This is a genomic window from Streptomyces hyderabadensis, assembly GCF_020404845.1.
Classification (GTDB): Bacteria; Actinomycetota; Actinomycetes; order Streptomycetales; family Streptomycetaceae; genus Streptomyces; species Streptomyces hyderabadensis.
Map to the genome: position 1 here is coordinate 1 of NZ_JAIOJZ010000011.1, position 14,765 is coordinate 14,765.

The window sequence follows — 14,765 nt, forward strand, 5'->3', positions numbered from 1 at the left end:
AGGATGCGGAAGGTTGCTCCCTGGCCGGGGGCGGTCCGTACGTCCACTCGGCCGTGGTGTGCGGTCACCAGGGAGTGGACGATGGACAGGCCGAGCCCGGCTCCTCCGGTGTGTGTGCGGGTGCGGGCCGTGTCCGCGCGGTAGAAGCGGTCGAAGACGTGGGTGGCCTGCTCGGCCGTCATTCCCGGCCCCTGGTCGCTCAGCTCGAGGACCGCCCGGTCTCCCAGCGTCCCCACGCCGATGCGTACCGGGGTGCCGGGCGGCGTGTGGGCGATGGCGTTGCCGACGAGGTTGGAGGTCACCTGGCGCAGCCGCGACTCGTCGCCGAGTACCGGTGCGACACCGGGTGGGCCGCCGTCCGGGCCGGTCAGGGTGACGGGACGTTCGGGAGCCAGGGCCCGCAGGTCGTGCAGGGCGTCGGCGGCCAGTGAGCGCAGGTCCATCGGGGTGGTCTGGAGCGGCAGGTGCCCGTCGCCGGCAGGGTCCTCGGCGAGCCGGGCGAGCAGCAGCAGGTCCTCCACGATGCGCACGAGCCGGGCCGCCTCGCGCTCGATCCGGCTCATCGCGGAGTCGACGTCTTCGCGCCGGGGCATACCTCCCATCCGGTACAGCTCGGTGAAGCCCTTGATGCCGAACAGGGGGGTGCGCAGTTCGTGACTGGCGTCCGCGATGAAGGTGCGCATGCGTTCGTTGGTGGCGGCGCGGGCGGCGTCGCCGGCCTCGATCCGGTCCAGCATGCCGTTGAGCGCTGCGGACAGCCGGCCGAGTTCGGTGCGGGTGGTGGCCGGCCGGGGAACGCGGCGGGTGAGGTCACCGCCCGCGATGGCCGCCGCGGTCGCCTCGATGCGCCGCAGCGGTCCGAGACCGGCCCGCAGCGCGAACCAGGCGACGACGCCCAGCAGGACCAGAACGAGGGAGTCGATCACCAGCATCCACACGCCCAGGTGCCGCATCGTCGAATTGACCTCGGCCAGCGAACCGGCCACGACCACGCTGCCGTTGGCGGCGGACGGGTCGGTCACCGGTGACCGTACGGGTTGCTGCGGCATGGCGATCGCACGCCACTCGCCGTCGTCCTCGGCCGAGGCCGTGAAGGGGTGATCGTCGTGGGCCGCGACGGCCTCGGAGTCGAGCGTGGAAAGGTCCGGGAGGCTCTCCGTAGCCGGGCGCAACGTGCGCCGGGCCCGGCCCTCTGCGTCGAGGTAGGCCACGTAGACGTCGCCGACCAGCTCGCGTTCCGCCGTGTCGGTCGTCACCGAGGGCGTCCCGTCCGGCGCGTCGGCGGGAACCGGCAGCCGCGCGGCCGCGGTGGCGATGGTGCGCAGACGGTCGTCCAGTTGCTGCGTCAGTTGGTGTTCCAGCAGGGTGACGAGCAGGGCGTTGCTCGTCAGCAGCGCGGCGACGACCAGCAGCAGGCTGATGGTCACGACTCGTGCGCGCAGCGACACCCGGCCGAGGGACCAGCGCGAGGTCGTGGCGCTCACGAGCGTGGCCTGCGCAGGACGTATCCCGTGCCGCGCACGGTGTGGATCAGCTTCGGTTCCCGGGTGTCGATCTTGCGGCGCAGGTAGCTGATGTAGGAGGCGACGATGGAGTCGTCGCCGTTGAAGTCGAAGTGCCACACCTGGTCCAGGAGCTGTTCCCGGGACATGACCTGCCCGGTGTTCTCCATCAGCACGCGGAGCACACTGAACTCGGTCGGGGACAGAGCGACCGGCCGGCCGCCCCGGGTCACCAGATGACTGTCCGGGTCGAGTTCAAGGTCGTCCACGACCAGGAGACCGTCCGTGCGGCGACCGCTGGTGCGGCGCAGCACGGCCTGGATGCGCAGGACCAGTTCTTCGAGGTTGAAGGGCTTGGTGACGTAGTCGTCCCCGCCCGCCCGCAGACCGCTGATGCGGTCCTCGGCGGCGTCCCGGGCGGTCAGGAAGAGGATCGGCGGGTGCGTGCCGTGGTGACCGACCGGCTGTTCCCGCAGGCGGCGGGCCACCTCGAAGCCGTCGAAGTCAGGCAGCATCACGTCCAGGACGATCAGGTCGGGCCGCTCCGCGCGGACCGCGTCGAGGGCCTGCGCGCCCGTCTCGGCCGGGATCACCTGGAAGCCCGCCAGGTGGAGGCTGGCGGACAGCAGCTCACGCAGTGTGGGCTCGTCCTCCACCAGCAGCAGTCGTTGTCTCACCGTCATGGCACCCGTCCCCGGTCGGTGGCCTCTTGTCCTCACTGTCGCGCCCCGCTAGGCGTCACGCTTGCGGAAGACGGCAAGGGCCGCTCCCATCATGACCGCCACGCACCCGGCCATGACCCCCAGCCCCGCCCAGGGGGCGAGCAGGTCCGGGTCCTGGTAGGCGGTGACGATCTGCCCGCCGGCGATCGGCGGCCAGTACGTCGACACCCAGTCGCCGAGCCCGCCGGGCAGCGCCGGGGCGAACGCCTGGACGATGAGCATCACTGCGAACAGCGTCGTCACCGTCGCCGTCGTGGAGCGGATCACGCTGCCCAGGGCGAGTCCGAACAGCCCGGCCAGTGCGAGATAGAGCCCCCCGCCGAGGATGCCCCGCAGCGCCACGCCGTCGGACAGAGCCAGATGCGGGGCGCCGGCCCCCGACAGAGCCGCCTGCCCGACGAGGAACCCGATCAGCGAGACCACCAGCCCGGTCGGGAACGCCACGGCCACCAGCACCACGGCCTTGGACGTCAGTACCCGCCCGCGGTGCGGAACGGAGGCGAGGGTGGAGACGATCGTGCGGGCGCCGTACTCCGAGGTGACGACCAGACCGCCCAGCAGGCCCAGGGTGATCTGCGCGATCAGATAGCCCCGCAGGCTGGTGGCCAGCGGATCGAAGGCGGCCTGGTCCGCGGGGCTCAGGCCAGCGAACTCGTCGCCCGCCGACGAGCCGTTCAGCGCGGCGAGCCCGGCGCAGCAGGCCAAGGTGCCGAGCAGCACGTAGAGCGTCGACCGCATCGTCCGGATCTTGATCCACTCGGCGTGCAGGCAGTGCGCGAAGGTCGCCGCCCCGCCACGCTCACGCTCGCGACGCGGAATGGCCCGCAGCCGCCGTCCGGGCGGGAACCTCGTGGGATCGGAGGCGGGCCGTACGGTGCTCTGTCTCATCGGCCCGTCTCCTTCTCCGACTCCGTCCGATACTCCACGGCCTCGCTGGTCAGGTCCATGAACGCCTTCTCCAGGGACACCTGCCGCGGGGTGAGCTCGTGCAGCTCCACGCCGCTCACCGACGCCAGCGCGCCGATCTCCGCGGCCTCCAGCCCGGTCACGACCAGCGTGTCGCGGTCCTCGACCCGTACCTCGACGGCACTGAGCAGCAGCTCGCGCAGCACCTCGGACTGCGGGGTGCGGACCAGGACCTCGCGCTCGGAGTGCGCGGCGATGAAGTCCTTCATGGTCATGTCGGCGATCAGTTTTCCACGGCCGATCACGATGAGGTGGTCGGCGGTGAGCTCCATCTCGCTCATGAGATGGCTGGACATGAGCACGGCGCGTCCCTCGGCCGCCATCCTCCGCATCAGCGAGCGGATCCACACGATGCCCTCCGGGTCCAGCCCGTTGAGCGGCTCGTCGAAGACCAGCACGGGAGGGTCGCCCAGCAGTGCGGCGGCGATGCCCAGCCGCTGACGCATCCCCAGGGAGTAGGTCCCCGCCCGGCGCCGGCCCACCTTTTCCAGCCCGACTTCCGCGAGGACCTCGTCCACCCGGGCGCGCGGGATGCCGTTGCCGGCGGCGAGCGCCATCAGATGGTGGAAGGCCGTACGGCTGGGCAGCACGGCGCCCGGGTCCAGCAGGGCCCCGACCGCCTTCAGGGGCGCGGGTTGCGCCGAGTAGGGCCGCCCGGACACGGTCGCCGTACCGGACGTGGCGGCGTCCAGCCCCAGGATCATGCGCAACGTCGTCGACTTGCCGGCACCGTTGGGTCCCAGGAAGCCGGTCACTTCCCCGCCACGCACGGCGAAGGTCAGATCGTCCACGGCGACGACCTCGCCGTAGCGTTTGGTCAGACCTCGTACTTCGATCATCGGAACTCCAGACCCGGTGGTGTTGTGCACGTGACGGTCACCCGCCGCACGCCACCAATGTGGCCGCACAACGTGAGCCGGATCTGGACGAACATGAAAGCCTCGTCGGAGCCTCGGCCCTCTGACGTGGCCAAACGCCGACGGCGGCCGCCGAGGGTCTCAGACTTCACATGAAACTCCCATGTGGCCCCAGCTCTCGGCCCGGCCGCCCGGCCCCGGGCGGGATCCGCTGCCCACCGGCTCGACGAACGTCCGCCGCCCTCAGGGGTAGCGACTCATGCTCCGTGGCGGTCACACGAACGGAGCCCCCGAGGGCTGTGAGACGTGCGAGGAGGAGACCTCAGGCGGGCAGTTTCGTGTCGACGACGAAGCTGATTTCGATGACCTGGCCGGGCAAGGTCAGTTCAGTGATGCCCACGACCGTGCTGGCCGGGCGGTGGTCACCGAAGTACTCCCGGTTGCCCTCTGCCGTCGCCGCGGCATTCTGCCGCAGGTTCACCACGTACAGGGTCTGCGAGACGACCTGGCTCCGGGTGGCGCCGTAGTGGTCCAGGACCCTGTCCATGTTGGCGTAGGTCTGCTGGAGCTGGGCGGCGAAGTCGCCCGCGTGGAGGAATTCGCCTGCCTCGTCGAACGCGAGCTGTCCAGAGACATGGATCAGCTCGCCGGACTTGATCGCCTGTGAGTAGCCGAAGTCGCTCTCGGCCGGTACGTGGTGATTGAAGACGTCAATGGTGGCCATGGTGCTCGCCCTTCCAGTTCGCTTGCTCTCTTGTGGTTACTCGGGAACTGTAGGAGAGTGAAGGCTGACCTGGAAGAACGCACTTTTCGGTGACTGAGGAACCTGATGGTGACCAAGCAACTGCTCAAGGGCCTGCCCGAGGACGCTGACCTGCGGCGCGCAGACTCCCTGGCACGGGAGATCTTCTCGGACGTCGCCAACAAGTGGGCGCTCCTGATCATCGAGGCGCTCGGCGAGCGCACCCTGCGCTTCAGCGAGCTGCGGACCGAGGTCGAGGGCGTCAGCCACAAGATGCTCACCCAGAACCTGCGCATGCTGGAGCGCAACGGCCTGGTCGACCGGAAGGTGCACCCCACCGTGCCGCCGCGGGTCGAGTACACCCTCACCGAGCCGGGCCGGGCCCTGCGCACCGCGGTCGACGCCATTTGCGGCTGGACCCACCAGCACCTCGGTCACATCGAGAGTGCACGCGCCCGTTTCGACGCCTGACGGGCGTGCAACGGCACCCTCGCGCGTTGTGCGATTCCTTGGGACGGGCCGGCCGCCCGCGTTCCGGGCGGCTCAGCGGCGGAGTACCGGTAGACCTCACACCTGCGCGTAGCCGCCGTCGGCGAAGAACTCGGCACCATTGACGAAACTCGACGCGTCCGAGGCAAGGAACGTAGTCACCGCGGCGATCTCCTCGGGTTCGGCGAGCCGGCCGAGGGGGACTTCGCCTTCGGCCTGCTTGAGAACCTCGGACGGGACCAGCTCGAACAGACCAGGGGTGCGTGTACCGCCCGGGGACACGACGTTGACCCGGAAGCCGTGCGCCCGCGAACTGAGGGCCCAACCGCGGGCCAGGTTGCGGATTGCGGCCTTCGATGCCGCGTAGACCTCGAGTCCCAGGCTGGGCCGTGTCGTGGCGGTCGAACCGGTGAGGATCACCGAAGCGTTGGCGCTGAGCAGCGGCAGCGCCTTTTGCACGGTGAAGATCGCTCCCTTGACGTTGGTCGCGAACACCGAGTCGATCAGCTCCTCCGTCACCTCGCCGAACGGAGCCGCGGTGCCTATACCGGCGTTGGCGACCAGCACGTCGATGCGGCCGGCCTGGTCGCGCACGGTGCTGTAGAACGCGTCGAGGTCCGAGGGCACCGAAACATCACAGACCACGCCGGTCACGGCAGGTCCGAGCTCGGCGGCCGCGGCGTCCAGCGCGTCCTTGCGGCGACCGGTGATGAAGACCTGGGCGCCCGCGTCGCGGAACGCACGTGCGGTCGCGAATCCGATGCCGATGCTGCCCCCCGTGACCACAGCGACCTTGCCCGTGAGTGACTTGCTCATTCTTCCCACCTCGTTGATTGCCCTTCCGGTTGTCGCAACAGTAATTGTTACGACGGGCAGTCGCAACCTTCACTGTTACGACTGCACGAGTGTGGCATTCTGTCGTAACGCGAAGTGTTGCGGCTGGGAGGAGGAGTCGATGAGCGCCAACAGCCGGCTGACCATCGCCGCCCACGCGCTGGCCTGGATCGGCCTCTACCAGCGCCAGGGCCACGAGGTCGCCACCTCCGAACAGATCGCGGCCAGCGCGAACACCAACCCCGTCGTGATCAGACGGCTGCTCGGCGAGCTGCGCAGGGCCGGGCTCGTGGAGTCCCGGCGGGGCGTGGGCGCGGGCTGGTCACTGGCACGCGAGCTGGAGTCCATGACCCTCCTCGACGTGTACGAGGCGGTGGAACCCGGCCCGCTGTTCGCGATGCACCGCACCACCCCGGACCAGGGATGCGTGGTGGGCCACGGCATCCAGCCCGCGATGCAGGCCATCTACGAGGGCATCGAGAACACCCTGAGACACGAGCTGTCCCTCGTCACCCTCGAGAACGTGCTCCAGGACGTACTCGCGACACCTCACTGACGATCCCGCGAACGACCATGGTTGTGGGCCCCGGCACGCAGCCGGGGCCCACAGCCCGTTGTCCGCCGGACCGAGGTCAACCGCTGACCGTGATGTTCGAGCTTCCGCTGCTCTGATAGCCCTCGGTGGCCATGATCATGTAGTACTTGAACTGGCCCATGTTCATCCCCGCGCGCGCCCAGGCGTCGAAGTGGTTGCCGGTGGTGATGGTGCCGGAGCCGCTGGTCACCTTCGACTGCCGGACACTCCAGTACTGCTGGAAGGTCTTGGTGCCTTCCACGGAGGGGGCGTTGTACCGCGTCGTCTGGTAGATGTCATAGGTGCCGCCGTCACTGGAGACGGTGCCCTTGTACGTACCGGTGGGCCGGTAGCTGCCCCAGTTGTCGACGATGTAGTACTCCACCAGCGGGTTCGAGGTCCAGCCGTAGAGGCAGCCGTAGCCGTTGCCCGACGGGTTGAAGTAGCCGTTGTAGCGGACCGTCCTGCGTCCGCCGGTGCTCCAGCCCTTGCCTGCCACGAAGTTGCCGCAGTTGGTCCACTGGGTGCTGTAACTGCCGCCACCGTTGAGCGTCATGGAGACGGAGCCGCCGCCGTCGGTCCAGAACGAGTAGTACATGCCGTCGGTGCCGGTCTGGTTGGTGGTGATGGTGGTGGCGGCGTGCGCGGCGCCGGGCAGCAGCAGCCCGGACGCGGTGGCGAGCGCGAGGGTGCCGGCGCCGCCGAGGAAGCCTCGTCGGCTCACTCCGTCGAGGGGGGCGGGATTCTGCTTGATCCGGTCCTGCTGTGTGCCGTCCTGCTGCATGCGTTCTCCCGATGAAGGCTGGTGGGGGGCGGGCGGCTTCTGCCGCCCGCGGCCTTGCCCGAACCACGGCGGGGGCCGCCCGGTCGTCACGCCGCGACAACCGACTGCCGTACCCGGCCACATGACGCGACCGGACCGACGGTCTGGCCTCCCTGTCGTTCAGTGGCCACAGTTTTCGTAGGACGCCATGAGCCTGTCAACAGTTTCGACATCCTTTCGGAAACATTCCCCACACAGACAGATTCCCTGGTAAACACTATCCCGCAGGTCAGGCTCCCTCTCGCCCGACCTGTCGCGAGTGATGAGAGGAGAAATGAGAGAGACAGCACGCAATCACCTGCATCACGACCGAAACTTTCGACGGTCTCAGGACGTCAGGCCCACAGCGGGGGCGGATGGCGGCACTGGCGCTGACGCCGTTGGACGGTCCAGCCGCTGCGCCGACTCGACGCCCTGGCGGGTGGGGCGATGCCGGATTGTTCTCACCCGCAAGCTCTCGGCACCCGGCTACTTGAAGGGAAGACGCTTCGATGCGCACGTACGACAATCCGGTGCTCAGTGGGTTCCATCCCGATCCGAGCGTGTGCCGGGTCGGTGACGACTATTACCTGGTCTGCTCCAGCTTCGAGTACTTCCCCGGTCTGCCGCTCTTCCACAGCAAGGACCTGGTGCACTGGGAGCAGATCGGCAACGTGCTCGACCGGCCCGGGCAACTGCCGCTGCCCCTGCCCGGCTCCAAAGCGTCCGGAGGCCTCTACGCCCCGACCATCCGTCACCACGACGGCCGCTACTGGGTCATCAACACCAACATCGACGGTGGCGGCAACTTCATCGTCTCGGCCGAGCGGCCCGACGGGCCCTGGAGCGACCCCGTGTGGATCGACCTGACCGGCATCGACCCCGACCTGGCATGGGAGGAAAACGGCACCTGCTGGTGCGCCTTCTCCGGCCCCGAAGGGGGCATCAACATGGCCAGGATCGACCCGGTCAAAGGCGAGGTGCTGGAGAAGCCCTTCGCCACCTGGTCGGGCAGCGGCCTCAAGTTCCCCGAGGCACCGCACCTCTACCGCATCGGCGACTGGTGGTACCTGCTGATCGCGGAAGGCGGCACGGAACGCGGTCACAGCGTGTCCGTGGCCCGCAGCCGCTCCCCGCGCGGCCCCTGGGAAGGCGCGCCCGCCAACCCGCTGCTGTCCCACAGCGGGACCGCCCGCGCCATCCAGAACACGGGCCACGCCGACCTGGTGGAGGCTCCCGACGGCAGCTGGTGGATGGTGCTGCTCGGTGTCCGCCCCCGCGGCTTCACGCCCGACGTGCACGTCCTCGGCCGCGAGACGTTCCTGACCCCGGTGGAATGGGACGCGGACGGATGGCCGGTCGTCGCACCCGTTCCGGTGAGCCATCCGGCCCCGGGTGGTGCCTGGCACCCCCTGCCGGCCCCGCCCGCCCGCGACGACTTCGACGGGCCCGCCCTCGCACCGCACTGGATCTCACCCTTCGCCCGCCAGGAAGGCTCCTGGTCGCTCACCGAGCGGCCTGGCTGGCTGCTGATCGGCGCCACCGGCCCAGCCCTCGACCGCCCCGGGTACACCTTCGTCGGGCGGCGCCAGCAGCACCACGACTGCCGCGTCACCGCCCTGATCGACCCGGGTACCGGACGCGGTGGTCTCTGCGTACGCCTGGACGAGGCCCACCACTACGAGGTGGAGGCCGGGGACGGAGAAGTCCGCGTCGTCGCACGGATCGGACCGCTGCGCCAGACCGTCGCCCGCCGGGCGGCCCCGGCCGGGCCGCTGCGCCTGACCGTGGCGATCCGGACGTCCGGCCTCGTGCCCGCGTCGCCCGAACTCACCGACGGCGGGACCACGGGGCCCGACACCATCGCCTTCGGGCTCGGCGATCCGGACGCCCCCGACGCCCGCCCGCTCGCCGAACTGGACGGGCGCTACCTGTCCACCGAGGTCGCCTGCGGCTTCACCGGCCGTGTGATCGGCATGTACGCCACCGAGGGCACGGTCGCCTTCGACTGGTTCGAGTACGCCCCGGCACCGTCCGTGTGACGCCCGTGAACGGCCGTCAGTCGGTTCCCACTTCGACGGGACCCTCCCCCTGCCCACCGACCACGCCGGCCGTCGTCCTCGGCCGGCACACGGACATCCTCGCCTGGAACCGCCGCCGACGGCCTGACACCGGTCAGCGACACCGCTGGTGACACGGCAGGTCCGTGATTCCCCAGGCGGCGGCTCGGGCGGCGGCGGCCGCTCGGTTGGGGAGGCCGAGCTTGGCGAGGATGTGCTCGACATGGGTCCCCACGGTGCGCGGCGTGATGTACAGCCGCTCGGCGATCTCCCGGTTGGTGCGACCGGCGGTCAGTTCGGCCAGCACCTGGAGCTCGCGTGGCGACAGGCCGCCGGGCCGTCGTGCATCGGCGGCGCCGTCGGCCGCGGCGAGGGACTCGGGCGACGGGCCCGCGTGGGGGTCGACGGCCGCGGCGAGGGCCTCGGTGAGCAGGGTGACCACGGCGCGCGCCGGGTCGGGCGCGCGCCGCGGCCGGCGAGTGCTGACGTTCAGCATGCCGACGTACCGGCCGTCGGCGGCGAACAGGCACTGGGCCACGCCGTCCTCGATGCCGAGGGGACACAGCACATTCTGGAAGCCCGGGGACACCGCCAGGAGCTGCCGGGGGACGTCGGTGAGCCAGAGGCCGCCTCGGGCCGGGTCTCGGAGCACGGAGAACACCGGGTCGTGGTGAAGGCAGGTCTCGATGTAGGCCGTGGCGTCGCCCGGATAGCTCCCGGCCAGGGTGGTGTGGCGCCGCAGCTTCGGATCCCACCGGGCCAGAGAGGCGTGGTCGTACTCCATCACCTCCGACAGCGCCGCCAGGACCGCACCGGCGCCCGTCGTGCCGCTCATGGCACCCCTGGCAGCCTCACGGACGTGGACGGCCGCTTCCAGGATGCCCGCCGTACTCCGCTCCGCCGCCATCCTCCAAGGATGATCATGTGCCGGCAGTGCGTCAACCGCGGAGGGTGTCGTGGACGACCTGTCCGTCCACGACGGTCAGGACGACGGGCATCGAAGGGATGTCGTGGGGGTCGGCGGTGAGCAGGTCCCCGTCGAGCACGCAGAGGTCGGCGACCTTGCCCGGCTCCAGGGAGCCTTTCCAGTCGTCGGCGAAGTCCTGCCACGCCGCGTCGATCGTGTACGTACGGATCGCCTCGGCCAGGCCGATGCGCTGCTCGGGACCGCTGATGCGGCCGGCGGCCTTCGACTCGCGCAGCACCATGGTGGCGACGCCCTGGCGCCAGTCCGGGTGGGTGACGGGGGCGTCGGACCCGCTCGCCACGCGCACGCCGGCATCGATGGCATCGCGGTAGGGCCAGGCGTACGCCGCCCGGCCGGGGCCGACGAACGCCTCCTCCATGTCGGCGACGGTCCACTTGATGGTGGGGTTCATGTTGACGCCGAAGCCGTGCTCGGCCAGCACCTTCATGCTGTGCGCGGTGAGGAAGTCGCCGTGGATGACGTAGTGGCGGGCATCGGGTCGCGGCTGCTCGGCCATGGCAGCGGCGAAGGCGTCAGCGACGGTGTCGATGGCCCTGTCCCCGGTGACGTGCACTCCCATCTGGTGCCCGGCGGCGTGGGCGTGCCGGATCATGGCCTCGATCTCGGCGACCCGCTCGGCGTCGGTCTCGCCGCCGACGCACAGGGAGCCGCAGCCGCCACCGACGTACGGCTCGTGCATCCACGCCGTCCTGTTGGGGACGATGCCGTCGGCGAAGATCTTGACGCCGTGGATCGCGAGGCGGCGCGGATCTGCGTCACCGGAGTCGGAGTGGGCGGTGAGTGCGCGGGCGAACTCCTCGGCGGTACTGGCCATTCCGGTGGGCAGGAGCAGCACGCCGACGCGGGCCGTCAGTTCGCCGTCGGCCAGCAGCCGGCGGTAGACGTCGAGGGTCTCCGCGCCGAGCGCGCCCCGCATGATGCCGTCGCCGCCGGGTCCGAGCCCGGGCTCGGTGTAGCTGGTCACACCGAGCCGGGCGAGCGTGGCGAGGGTCGACCTGATCGCGTCGGTCCGCTCCTGCCAGCTGAGCGCGGGCAGCGCGTTCTGGACGAGGGCCTGGGCTCCCTCGTGGAGCAGCCCGGTCGGCTCCCCGGCTTCGTCCACGACGACGGCCCCGCCGGGCGGCGCGACGGTGTGACGGTCGATGCCCATGAGCTCCAGTGCCTTGGAGTTGACCCAGGTGGCGTGCCCGGAGAAGGAGTACAGGGCGACGGGGTGGTGCGGGCTCACGGCGTCGAGGTCACGCCGGGAGGGCTGCCGCGACGGATCGAGGGCGCACTCGTCGAGGTAACCGGTGTCCCAGCCGTGCCCGGTGATCCACCGCCCGTCCGGAACCCGCGCGGCGGCCTCTCGTACCGCTTCGGCCACGTCGGCGAGGGAGGACACGGCGGGATGGCCGAGGTCGAGGGAGAGCGGCGGTGTCGCCATGCCGAAGGCGCATCCGTGCAGATGGGAGTCGTTGATGCCGGGGAGCAGCGTCGCCCCGCGCAGGTCGACCACGCGGGTGCCTGGTCCGACGAGCGGTGCGACGTCGTCCCTGTCGCCGACCGCACTGATGAGTCCTCCGGTCACCGACAGGGCCGAGGCGACGGAGAACTCCGCGTCGACCGTGACCACCCGTCCGCCGAGGAACACCAGATCCGCATACGCGTCCACAGAAGGTCCTTTCCGTCATCGGGCGCACGGCGGCACCCGCGAAACGATCTTCCGAGGACTATGGCCACTCCCCCGTCCCCCGCACATCGGTCATCCCACCGATGCGCGCACTCACGACGGCGGGCGGACACCCCGCGGCGGGTTCCGGCCGGGTTCAGGCCCCCTTCTGCCACAGGGGCCGGGTGCCGAGTCCGACCGTGTCCAGGGCGAGTTCGGCGTACATCGCGTTGGCCCAGGAGAACCAGGGGCGGGTGAACCGGCGCGGGTCGTCCTTGTGGAACGACTCGTGCATCTGCCCCGTGCCGGCGTCGGTCGAAAGGAGGGTCGTGAGGGCCCTCATCCGCTCGCCGGTGTCGTTGCTGGTCAGCCCCTGCACGGCGATGGCGATCGGCCAGATGTGCCCCTCGGATGTGTGCGGGCTGCCGATGCCTTCGGCCGCCGTCCCCCGGTTCCAGGTGGGGTTCCGCGGGGAGAGGACGAACCTTCGTGTGGCGAGGTACACCGGGTCCGTGGTGGGGATGTTCGCGACGAGCGGCAGGGAGAGCAGTCCGGGCATGTTCGCGTCGTCCATCAGTGCCGCGTTGCCGTTGCCGTCCACCTCGTAGGCGTAGATCGGGCCGAGGTCGGGGTGGCGCACGGTGCCGTGCCGTCCGGTGGCCGCTCGCAGCTCTGCCGCCAGGCGGGCGGCGTCCTCGGCGAGTTCGGCGTCCTGGGCGTGGCGGGCCAGTTCGGCGGTGCCGTCGAGAGCGGCGGCGGCGCAGAGGTTCGCCGGGATGTTGTAGCCGAAGGCGCACGCGTCGTCGCTGGGCCGGAACCCGCTCCAGGTCATCCCGGTCCGGGCGACGGGCGTTCCTCGTCCCGCGTTCGGCAGCGTGTCGCTCGGTGGGCCGTTCTCACGGCGGAAGCGGTAGGCGGAGAGACGCTCGTGGTCCTGCTCCGTGCGCCACACCGAGATGACGGTGCGCGCGGTGGTGAGCATCCCGGGTACGTGGTCGGTCCGCCCGGTCACCGCCCAGAACCGGTGGGCCAGCAGCAGGGGGAAGGCGAGGGAGTCGACTTCGTACTTCTCCTCCCACACCCACGGGTCCCCGCACAGGTCCTCGGGGTCGTGGGCCCGGCCGGAGGGTTCGGCGTTGAACGCGTTGGCGTAGGGATCGTGTGCGATCTGCCGGAACTGGCGGCGCAGCACGGCGAGCAGAAGGTCCTGCAGGGCGGCGTCGTCCTTCAGGAGTGCCAGGTAGGGCATCATCTGCGTGGAGGAGTCACGCAGCCACATGGCGGGGATGTCACCGGTCACGACGAAGGCGGTGCCGTCGGGCATCGGCCGGATGGTGCGGGCCAGGGTGTCGTTCAGGCAGCGCGTCAACGTCTGACCGAAGCGCGGATCACCGAGGTCGTCCAGCCGGTGAACGGCCTCTTGGACGATCGGGTGGCCCGTGACGCTGGTGGGAAAGCTCATGGGTCGGCCTTTCGGCGGTCGGCGAGCGGCCGTCGGAGAGATCTTGACGGTGGGTCAGGCGCCGGTGGGCGGGTGACCCGGTCCGTCCGCGGAGGGTGCGCCGTGGCGGACGACCCGCGTGGGGACGGTGACACGGCGGGAGGCCCGCGGCGCCGCGTCACCGTCCTGTTCCAGTCGGTCGATCAGCAGCCGCGCGGCCTGGCGGCCGATCTCGTCGGCGTCGTAGGAGACGAGGGTCAGCGGCAGGCCGAGGACGTCGGACAGGTCGAAGTCGTCGAAACCGGCGACGGGCAGGGTGGTTCCGGATTTGTACAGGGCCCGGATCGCTCCCTGGCTGATGCGGTTGTTGGTGCAGAACAGCGCGGTGGGGGGTTCGTCCAGCCCGAGCAGGTCGAAGGTGGCGCGCTCCGCCGTAGCGGCGTCCACCAGACCTTGGCGGATGAGGGCGTTGTCCGGTTCGACGCCGACTTCTTCGTGTGCCGCCCAGAATCCCCGCAGCCGTTCGGCACCGGTGTACAGCGCCGGCGGGTTGCCGAGGAAGGCGATGCGGGTCTGTCCCTCGGCGAGGAGGCATGCGGTGGCCTCGCGTGCGCCGTGGAAGTCCTCGACCAGGACGCAGTCGGTGTCGAGTCCGGCGGGCGGGCGGGCGGCGAGGACGACGGGGACGTGCCGCATGGCTCGGGCCAGATGCTGCTGCCGGCTGCCGGCCGGGACGACGATCAGCCCTTCGACCTGGTGGTCCACGAGCCCGTCGATCAGTCCGGGTTCCCGGTCGGCCCGTTCGCCGGAGTTGCCGAGCAGGACGCGCAGGCCGTAGTCGGTCGCCACTTCCTGGACGCCGAGGGCGAGGCGTGAGTAGAACGGGTTGGCGAGGTTGGTGACGACGAGGCCGATCATCCCGCTGCCCCCGAGGCGGAGACTGCGTGCCGTCTGGTTGCGGCGGTACCCCAGCCGGTCGACCGCCGCGAAGACGCGCTCGCGGGTCGCTTCCGACACGCCGGGGTCGTCCTTGAGCACACGCGAGACGGTCATGGCGCTGACCTGCGCCAGCTTGCCGACGTCGTGCATGGTCGGCCCGCTGCCCCGGCGAGCGGTCATGCTCCTGCCCCTTCCTCT

At 70.4% G+C, this 14,765-nt stretch carries 14 protein-coding genes; 3 read left to right on the plus strand and 11 right to left on the minus strand.

Annotated features, from left to right (window positions below; all coding sequences use genetic code 11):
• The 5 genes from K7854_RS10910 to K7854_RS10930 all read right to left on the minus strand — a co-directional run.
• On the minus strand, window positions 1–1,484 hold a 1,484-nt coding region (locus tag K7854_RS10910), incomplete at its 3' end, for a sensor histidine kinase (RefSeq protein ID WP_226026202.1).
• The gene (locus K7854_RS10915; protein ID WP_226026203.1) at window positions 1,481–2,185 is read right to left on the minus strand and encodes a response regulator transcription factor; all 705 of its coding nucleotides are present in this window, start codon (window positions 2,183–2,185) and stop codon (window positions 1,481–1,483) included. The genes K7854_RS10910 and K7854_RS10915, both read right to left, overlap by 4 nt.
• 48 nt (window positions 2,186–2,233) lie before the next feature.
• Window positions 2,234–3,112 carry an ABC-2 transporter permease family protein gene (locus tag K7854_RS10920; protein WP_226026204.1) on the minus strand — a complete coding sequence of 293 codons (879 nt, stop codon included), beginning with the start codon at window positions 3,110–3,112 and terminating at the stop codon, window positions 2,234–2,236.
• The gene (locus K7854_RS10925; protein ID WP_226026205.1) at window positions 3,109–4,029 is read right to left on the minus strand and encodes an ABC transporter ATP-binding protein; all 921 of its coding nucleotides are present in this window, start codon (window positions 4,027–4,029) and stop codon (window positions 3,109–3,111) included. The genes K7854_RS10920 and K7854_RS10925 overlap by 4 nt, the downstream gene beginning before the upstream one ends.
• Before the next feature lie 340 nt (window positions 4,030–4,369).
• A complete protein-coding gene (locus tag K7854_RS10930) occupies window positions 4,370–4,771 on the minus strand; it encodes a RidA family protein (RefSeq protein WP_226026206.1) in 402 nt (133 codons plus the stop codon).
• A gap of 105 nt (window positions 4,772–4,876) precedes the next feature.
• Here K7854_RS10930 and K7854_RS10935 point away from each other — a divergent pair, with 105 nt between their 5' ends.
• Window positions 4,877–5,260 (plus strand): winged helix-turn-helix transcriptional regulator, encoded by a 384-nt coding sequence (locus tag K7854_RS10935; protein WP_226026207.1) that lies wholly within the window; start codon window positions 4,877–4,879, stop codon window positions 5,258–5,260.
• A gap of 96 nt (window positions 5,261–5,356) precedes the next feature.
• Here K7854_RS10935 and K7854_RS10940 read toward each other — a convergent pair whose 3' ends face one another.
• Entirely contained in the window at window positions 5,357–6,094 is a 738-nt protein-coding gene (locus K7854_RS10940; protein ID WP_226026208.1) for an SDR family NAD(P)-dependent oxidoreductase, read from the minus strand.
• 139 nt (window positions 6,095–6,233) lie between these two features.
• On the opposite strand from K7854_RS10940, the gene K7854_RS10945 reads away from it, so the two are divergent.
• The gene (locus K7854_RS10945; RefSeq protein WP_226026209.1) at window positions 6,234–6,668 is read left to right on the plus strand and encodes an Rrf2 family transcriptional regulator; all 435 of its coding nucleotides are present in this window, start codon (window positions 6,234–6,236) and stop codon (window positions 6,666–6,668) included.
• A gap of 76 nt (window positions 6,669–6,744) precedes the next feature.
• Here the strand turns inward: K7854_RS10945 and xynA are convergent, their stop codons facing one another.
• A complete protein-coding gene (xynA, locus tag K7854_RS10950) occupies window positions 6,745–7,470 on the minus strand; it encodes an endo-1,4-beta-xylanase XynA (protein ID WP_226026210.1) in 726 nt (241 codons plus the stop codon).
• 530 nt (window positions 7,471–8,000) lie between these two features.
• Between xynA and K7854_RS10955 the strand changes: the two genes are divergently transcribed.
• Window positions 8,001–9,530, plus strand: coding sequence for a glycoside hydrolase family 43 protein (locus K7854_RS10955; protein WP_226026211.1), 1,530 nt, complete (start codon window positions 8,001–8,003; stop codon window positions 9,528–9,530).
• A 133-nt stretch (window positions 9,531–9,663) separates the two neighbouring features.
• On the opposite strand, the gene K7854_RS10960 is transcribed toward K7854_RS10955, so the two are convergent.
• The 4 genes from K7854_RS10960 to K7854_RS10975 all read right to left on the minus strand — a co-directional run bounded on the left by K7854_RS10960 (window position 9,664) and on the right by K7854_RS10975 (window position 14,747).
• Window positions 9,664–10,383 (minus strand): helix-turn-helix transcriptional regulator, encoded by a 720-nt coding sequence (locus K7854_RS10960; RefSeq protein ID WP_226026212.1) that lies wholly within the window; start codon window positions 10,381–10,383, stop codon window positions 9,664–9,666.
• A gap of 103 nt (window positions 10,384–10,486) precedes the next feature.
• On the minus strand, window positions 10,487–12,190 hold the full coding sequence (locus K7854_RS10965) for an amidohydrolase (RefSeq protein ID WP_226026213.1): 1,704 nt from the start codon (window positions 12,188–12,190) through the stop codon (window positions 10,487–10,489).
• Between the two features lie 154 nt (window positions 12,191–12,344).
• Window positions 12,345–13,649 (minus strand): glycoside hydrolase family 125 protein, encoded by a 1,305-nt coding sequence (locus tag K7854_RS10970; RefSeq protein WP_226026214.1) that lies wholly within the window; start codon window positions 13,647–13,649, stop codon window positions 12,345–12,347.
• A gap of 54 nt (window positions 13,650–13,703) precedes the next feature.
• Window positions 13,704–14,747: a LacI family DNA-binding transcriptional regulator gene (locus K7854_RS10975; RefSeq protein WP_226026215.1), complete on the minus strand. Its 1,044-nt coding sequence runs from the start codon at window positions 14,745–14,747 to the stop codon at window positions 13,704–13,706.
• Window positions 14,748–14,765: the final 18 nt, after the last annotated feature.

What these genes read in the sequence shown, in the direction of transcription:
- K7854_RS10915 (WP_226026203.1), bottom strand. Translation starts at nt 2,185, where the DNA reads ATGACGGTGAGACAACGACTGCTGCTGGTGGAGGACGAGCCCACACTG.
- K7854_RS10920 (WP_226026204.1), bottom strand. Translation starts at nt 3,112, where the DNA reads ATGAGACAGAGCACCGTACGGCCCGCCTCCGATCCCACGAGGTTCCCG.
- K7854_RS10925 (WP_226026205.1), bottom strand. Translation starts at nt 4,029, where the DNA reads ATGATCGAAGTACGAGGTCTGACCAAACGCTACGGCGAGGTCGTCGCC.
- K7854_RS10930 (WP_226026206.1), bottom strand. Translation starts at nt 4,771, where the DNA reads ATGGCCACCATTGACGTCTTCAATCACCACGTACCGGCCGAGAGCGAC.
- K7854_RS10935 (WP_226026207.1), top strand. Translation starts at nt 4,877, where the DNA reads ATGGTGACCAAGCAACTGCTCAAGGGCCTGCCCGAGGACGCTGACCTG.
- K7854_RS10940 (WP_226026208.1), bottom strand. Translation starts at nt 6,094, where the DNA reads ATGAGCAAGTCACTCACGGGCAAGGTCGCTGTGGTCACGGGGGGCAGC.
- K7854_RS10945 (WP_226026209.1), top strand. Translation starts at nt 6,234, where the DNA reads ATGAGCGCCAACAGCCGGCTGACCATCGCCGCCCACGCGCTGGCCTGG.
- xynA (WP_226026210.1), bottom strand. Translation starts at nt 7,470, where the DNA reads ATGCAGCAGGACGGCACACAGCAGGACCGGATCAAGCAGAATCCCGCC.
- K7854_RS10955 (WP_226026211.1), top strand. Translation starts at nt 8,001, where the DNA reads ATGCGCACGTACGACAATCCGGTGCTCAGTGGGTTCCATCCCGATCCG.
- K7854_RS10960 (WP_226026212.1), bottom strand. Translation starts at nt 10,383, where the DNA reads ATGAGCGGCACGACGGGCGCCGGTGCGGTCCTGGCGGCGCTGTCGGAG.
- K7854_RS10970 (WP_226026214.1), bottom strand. Translation starts at nt 13,649, where the DNA reads ATGAGCTTTCCCACCAGCGTCACGGGCCACCCGATCGTCCAAGAGGCC.
- K7854_RS10975 (WP_226026215.1), bottom strand. Translation starts at nt 14,747, where the DNA reads ATGACCGCTCGCCGGGGCAGCGGGCCGACCATGCACGACGTCGGCAAG.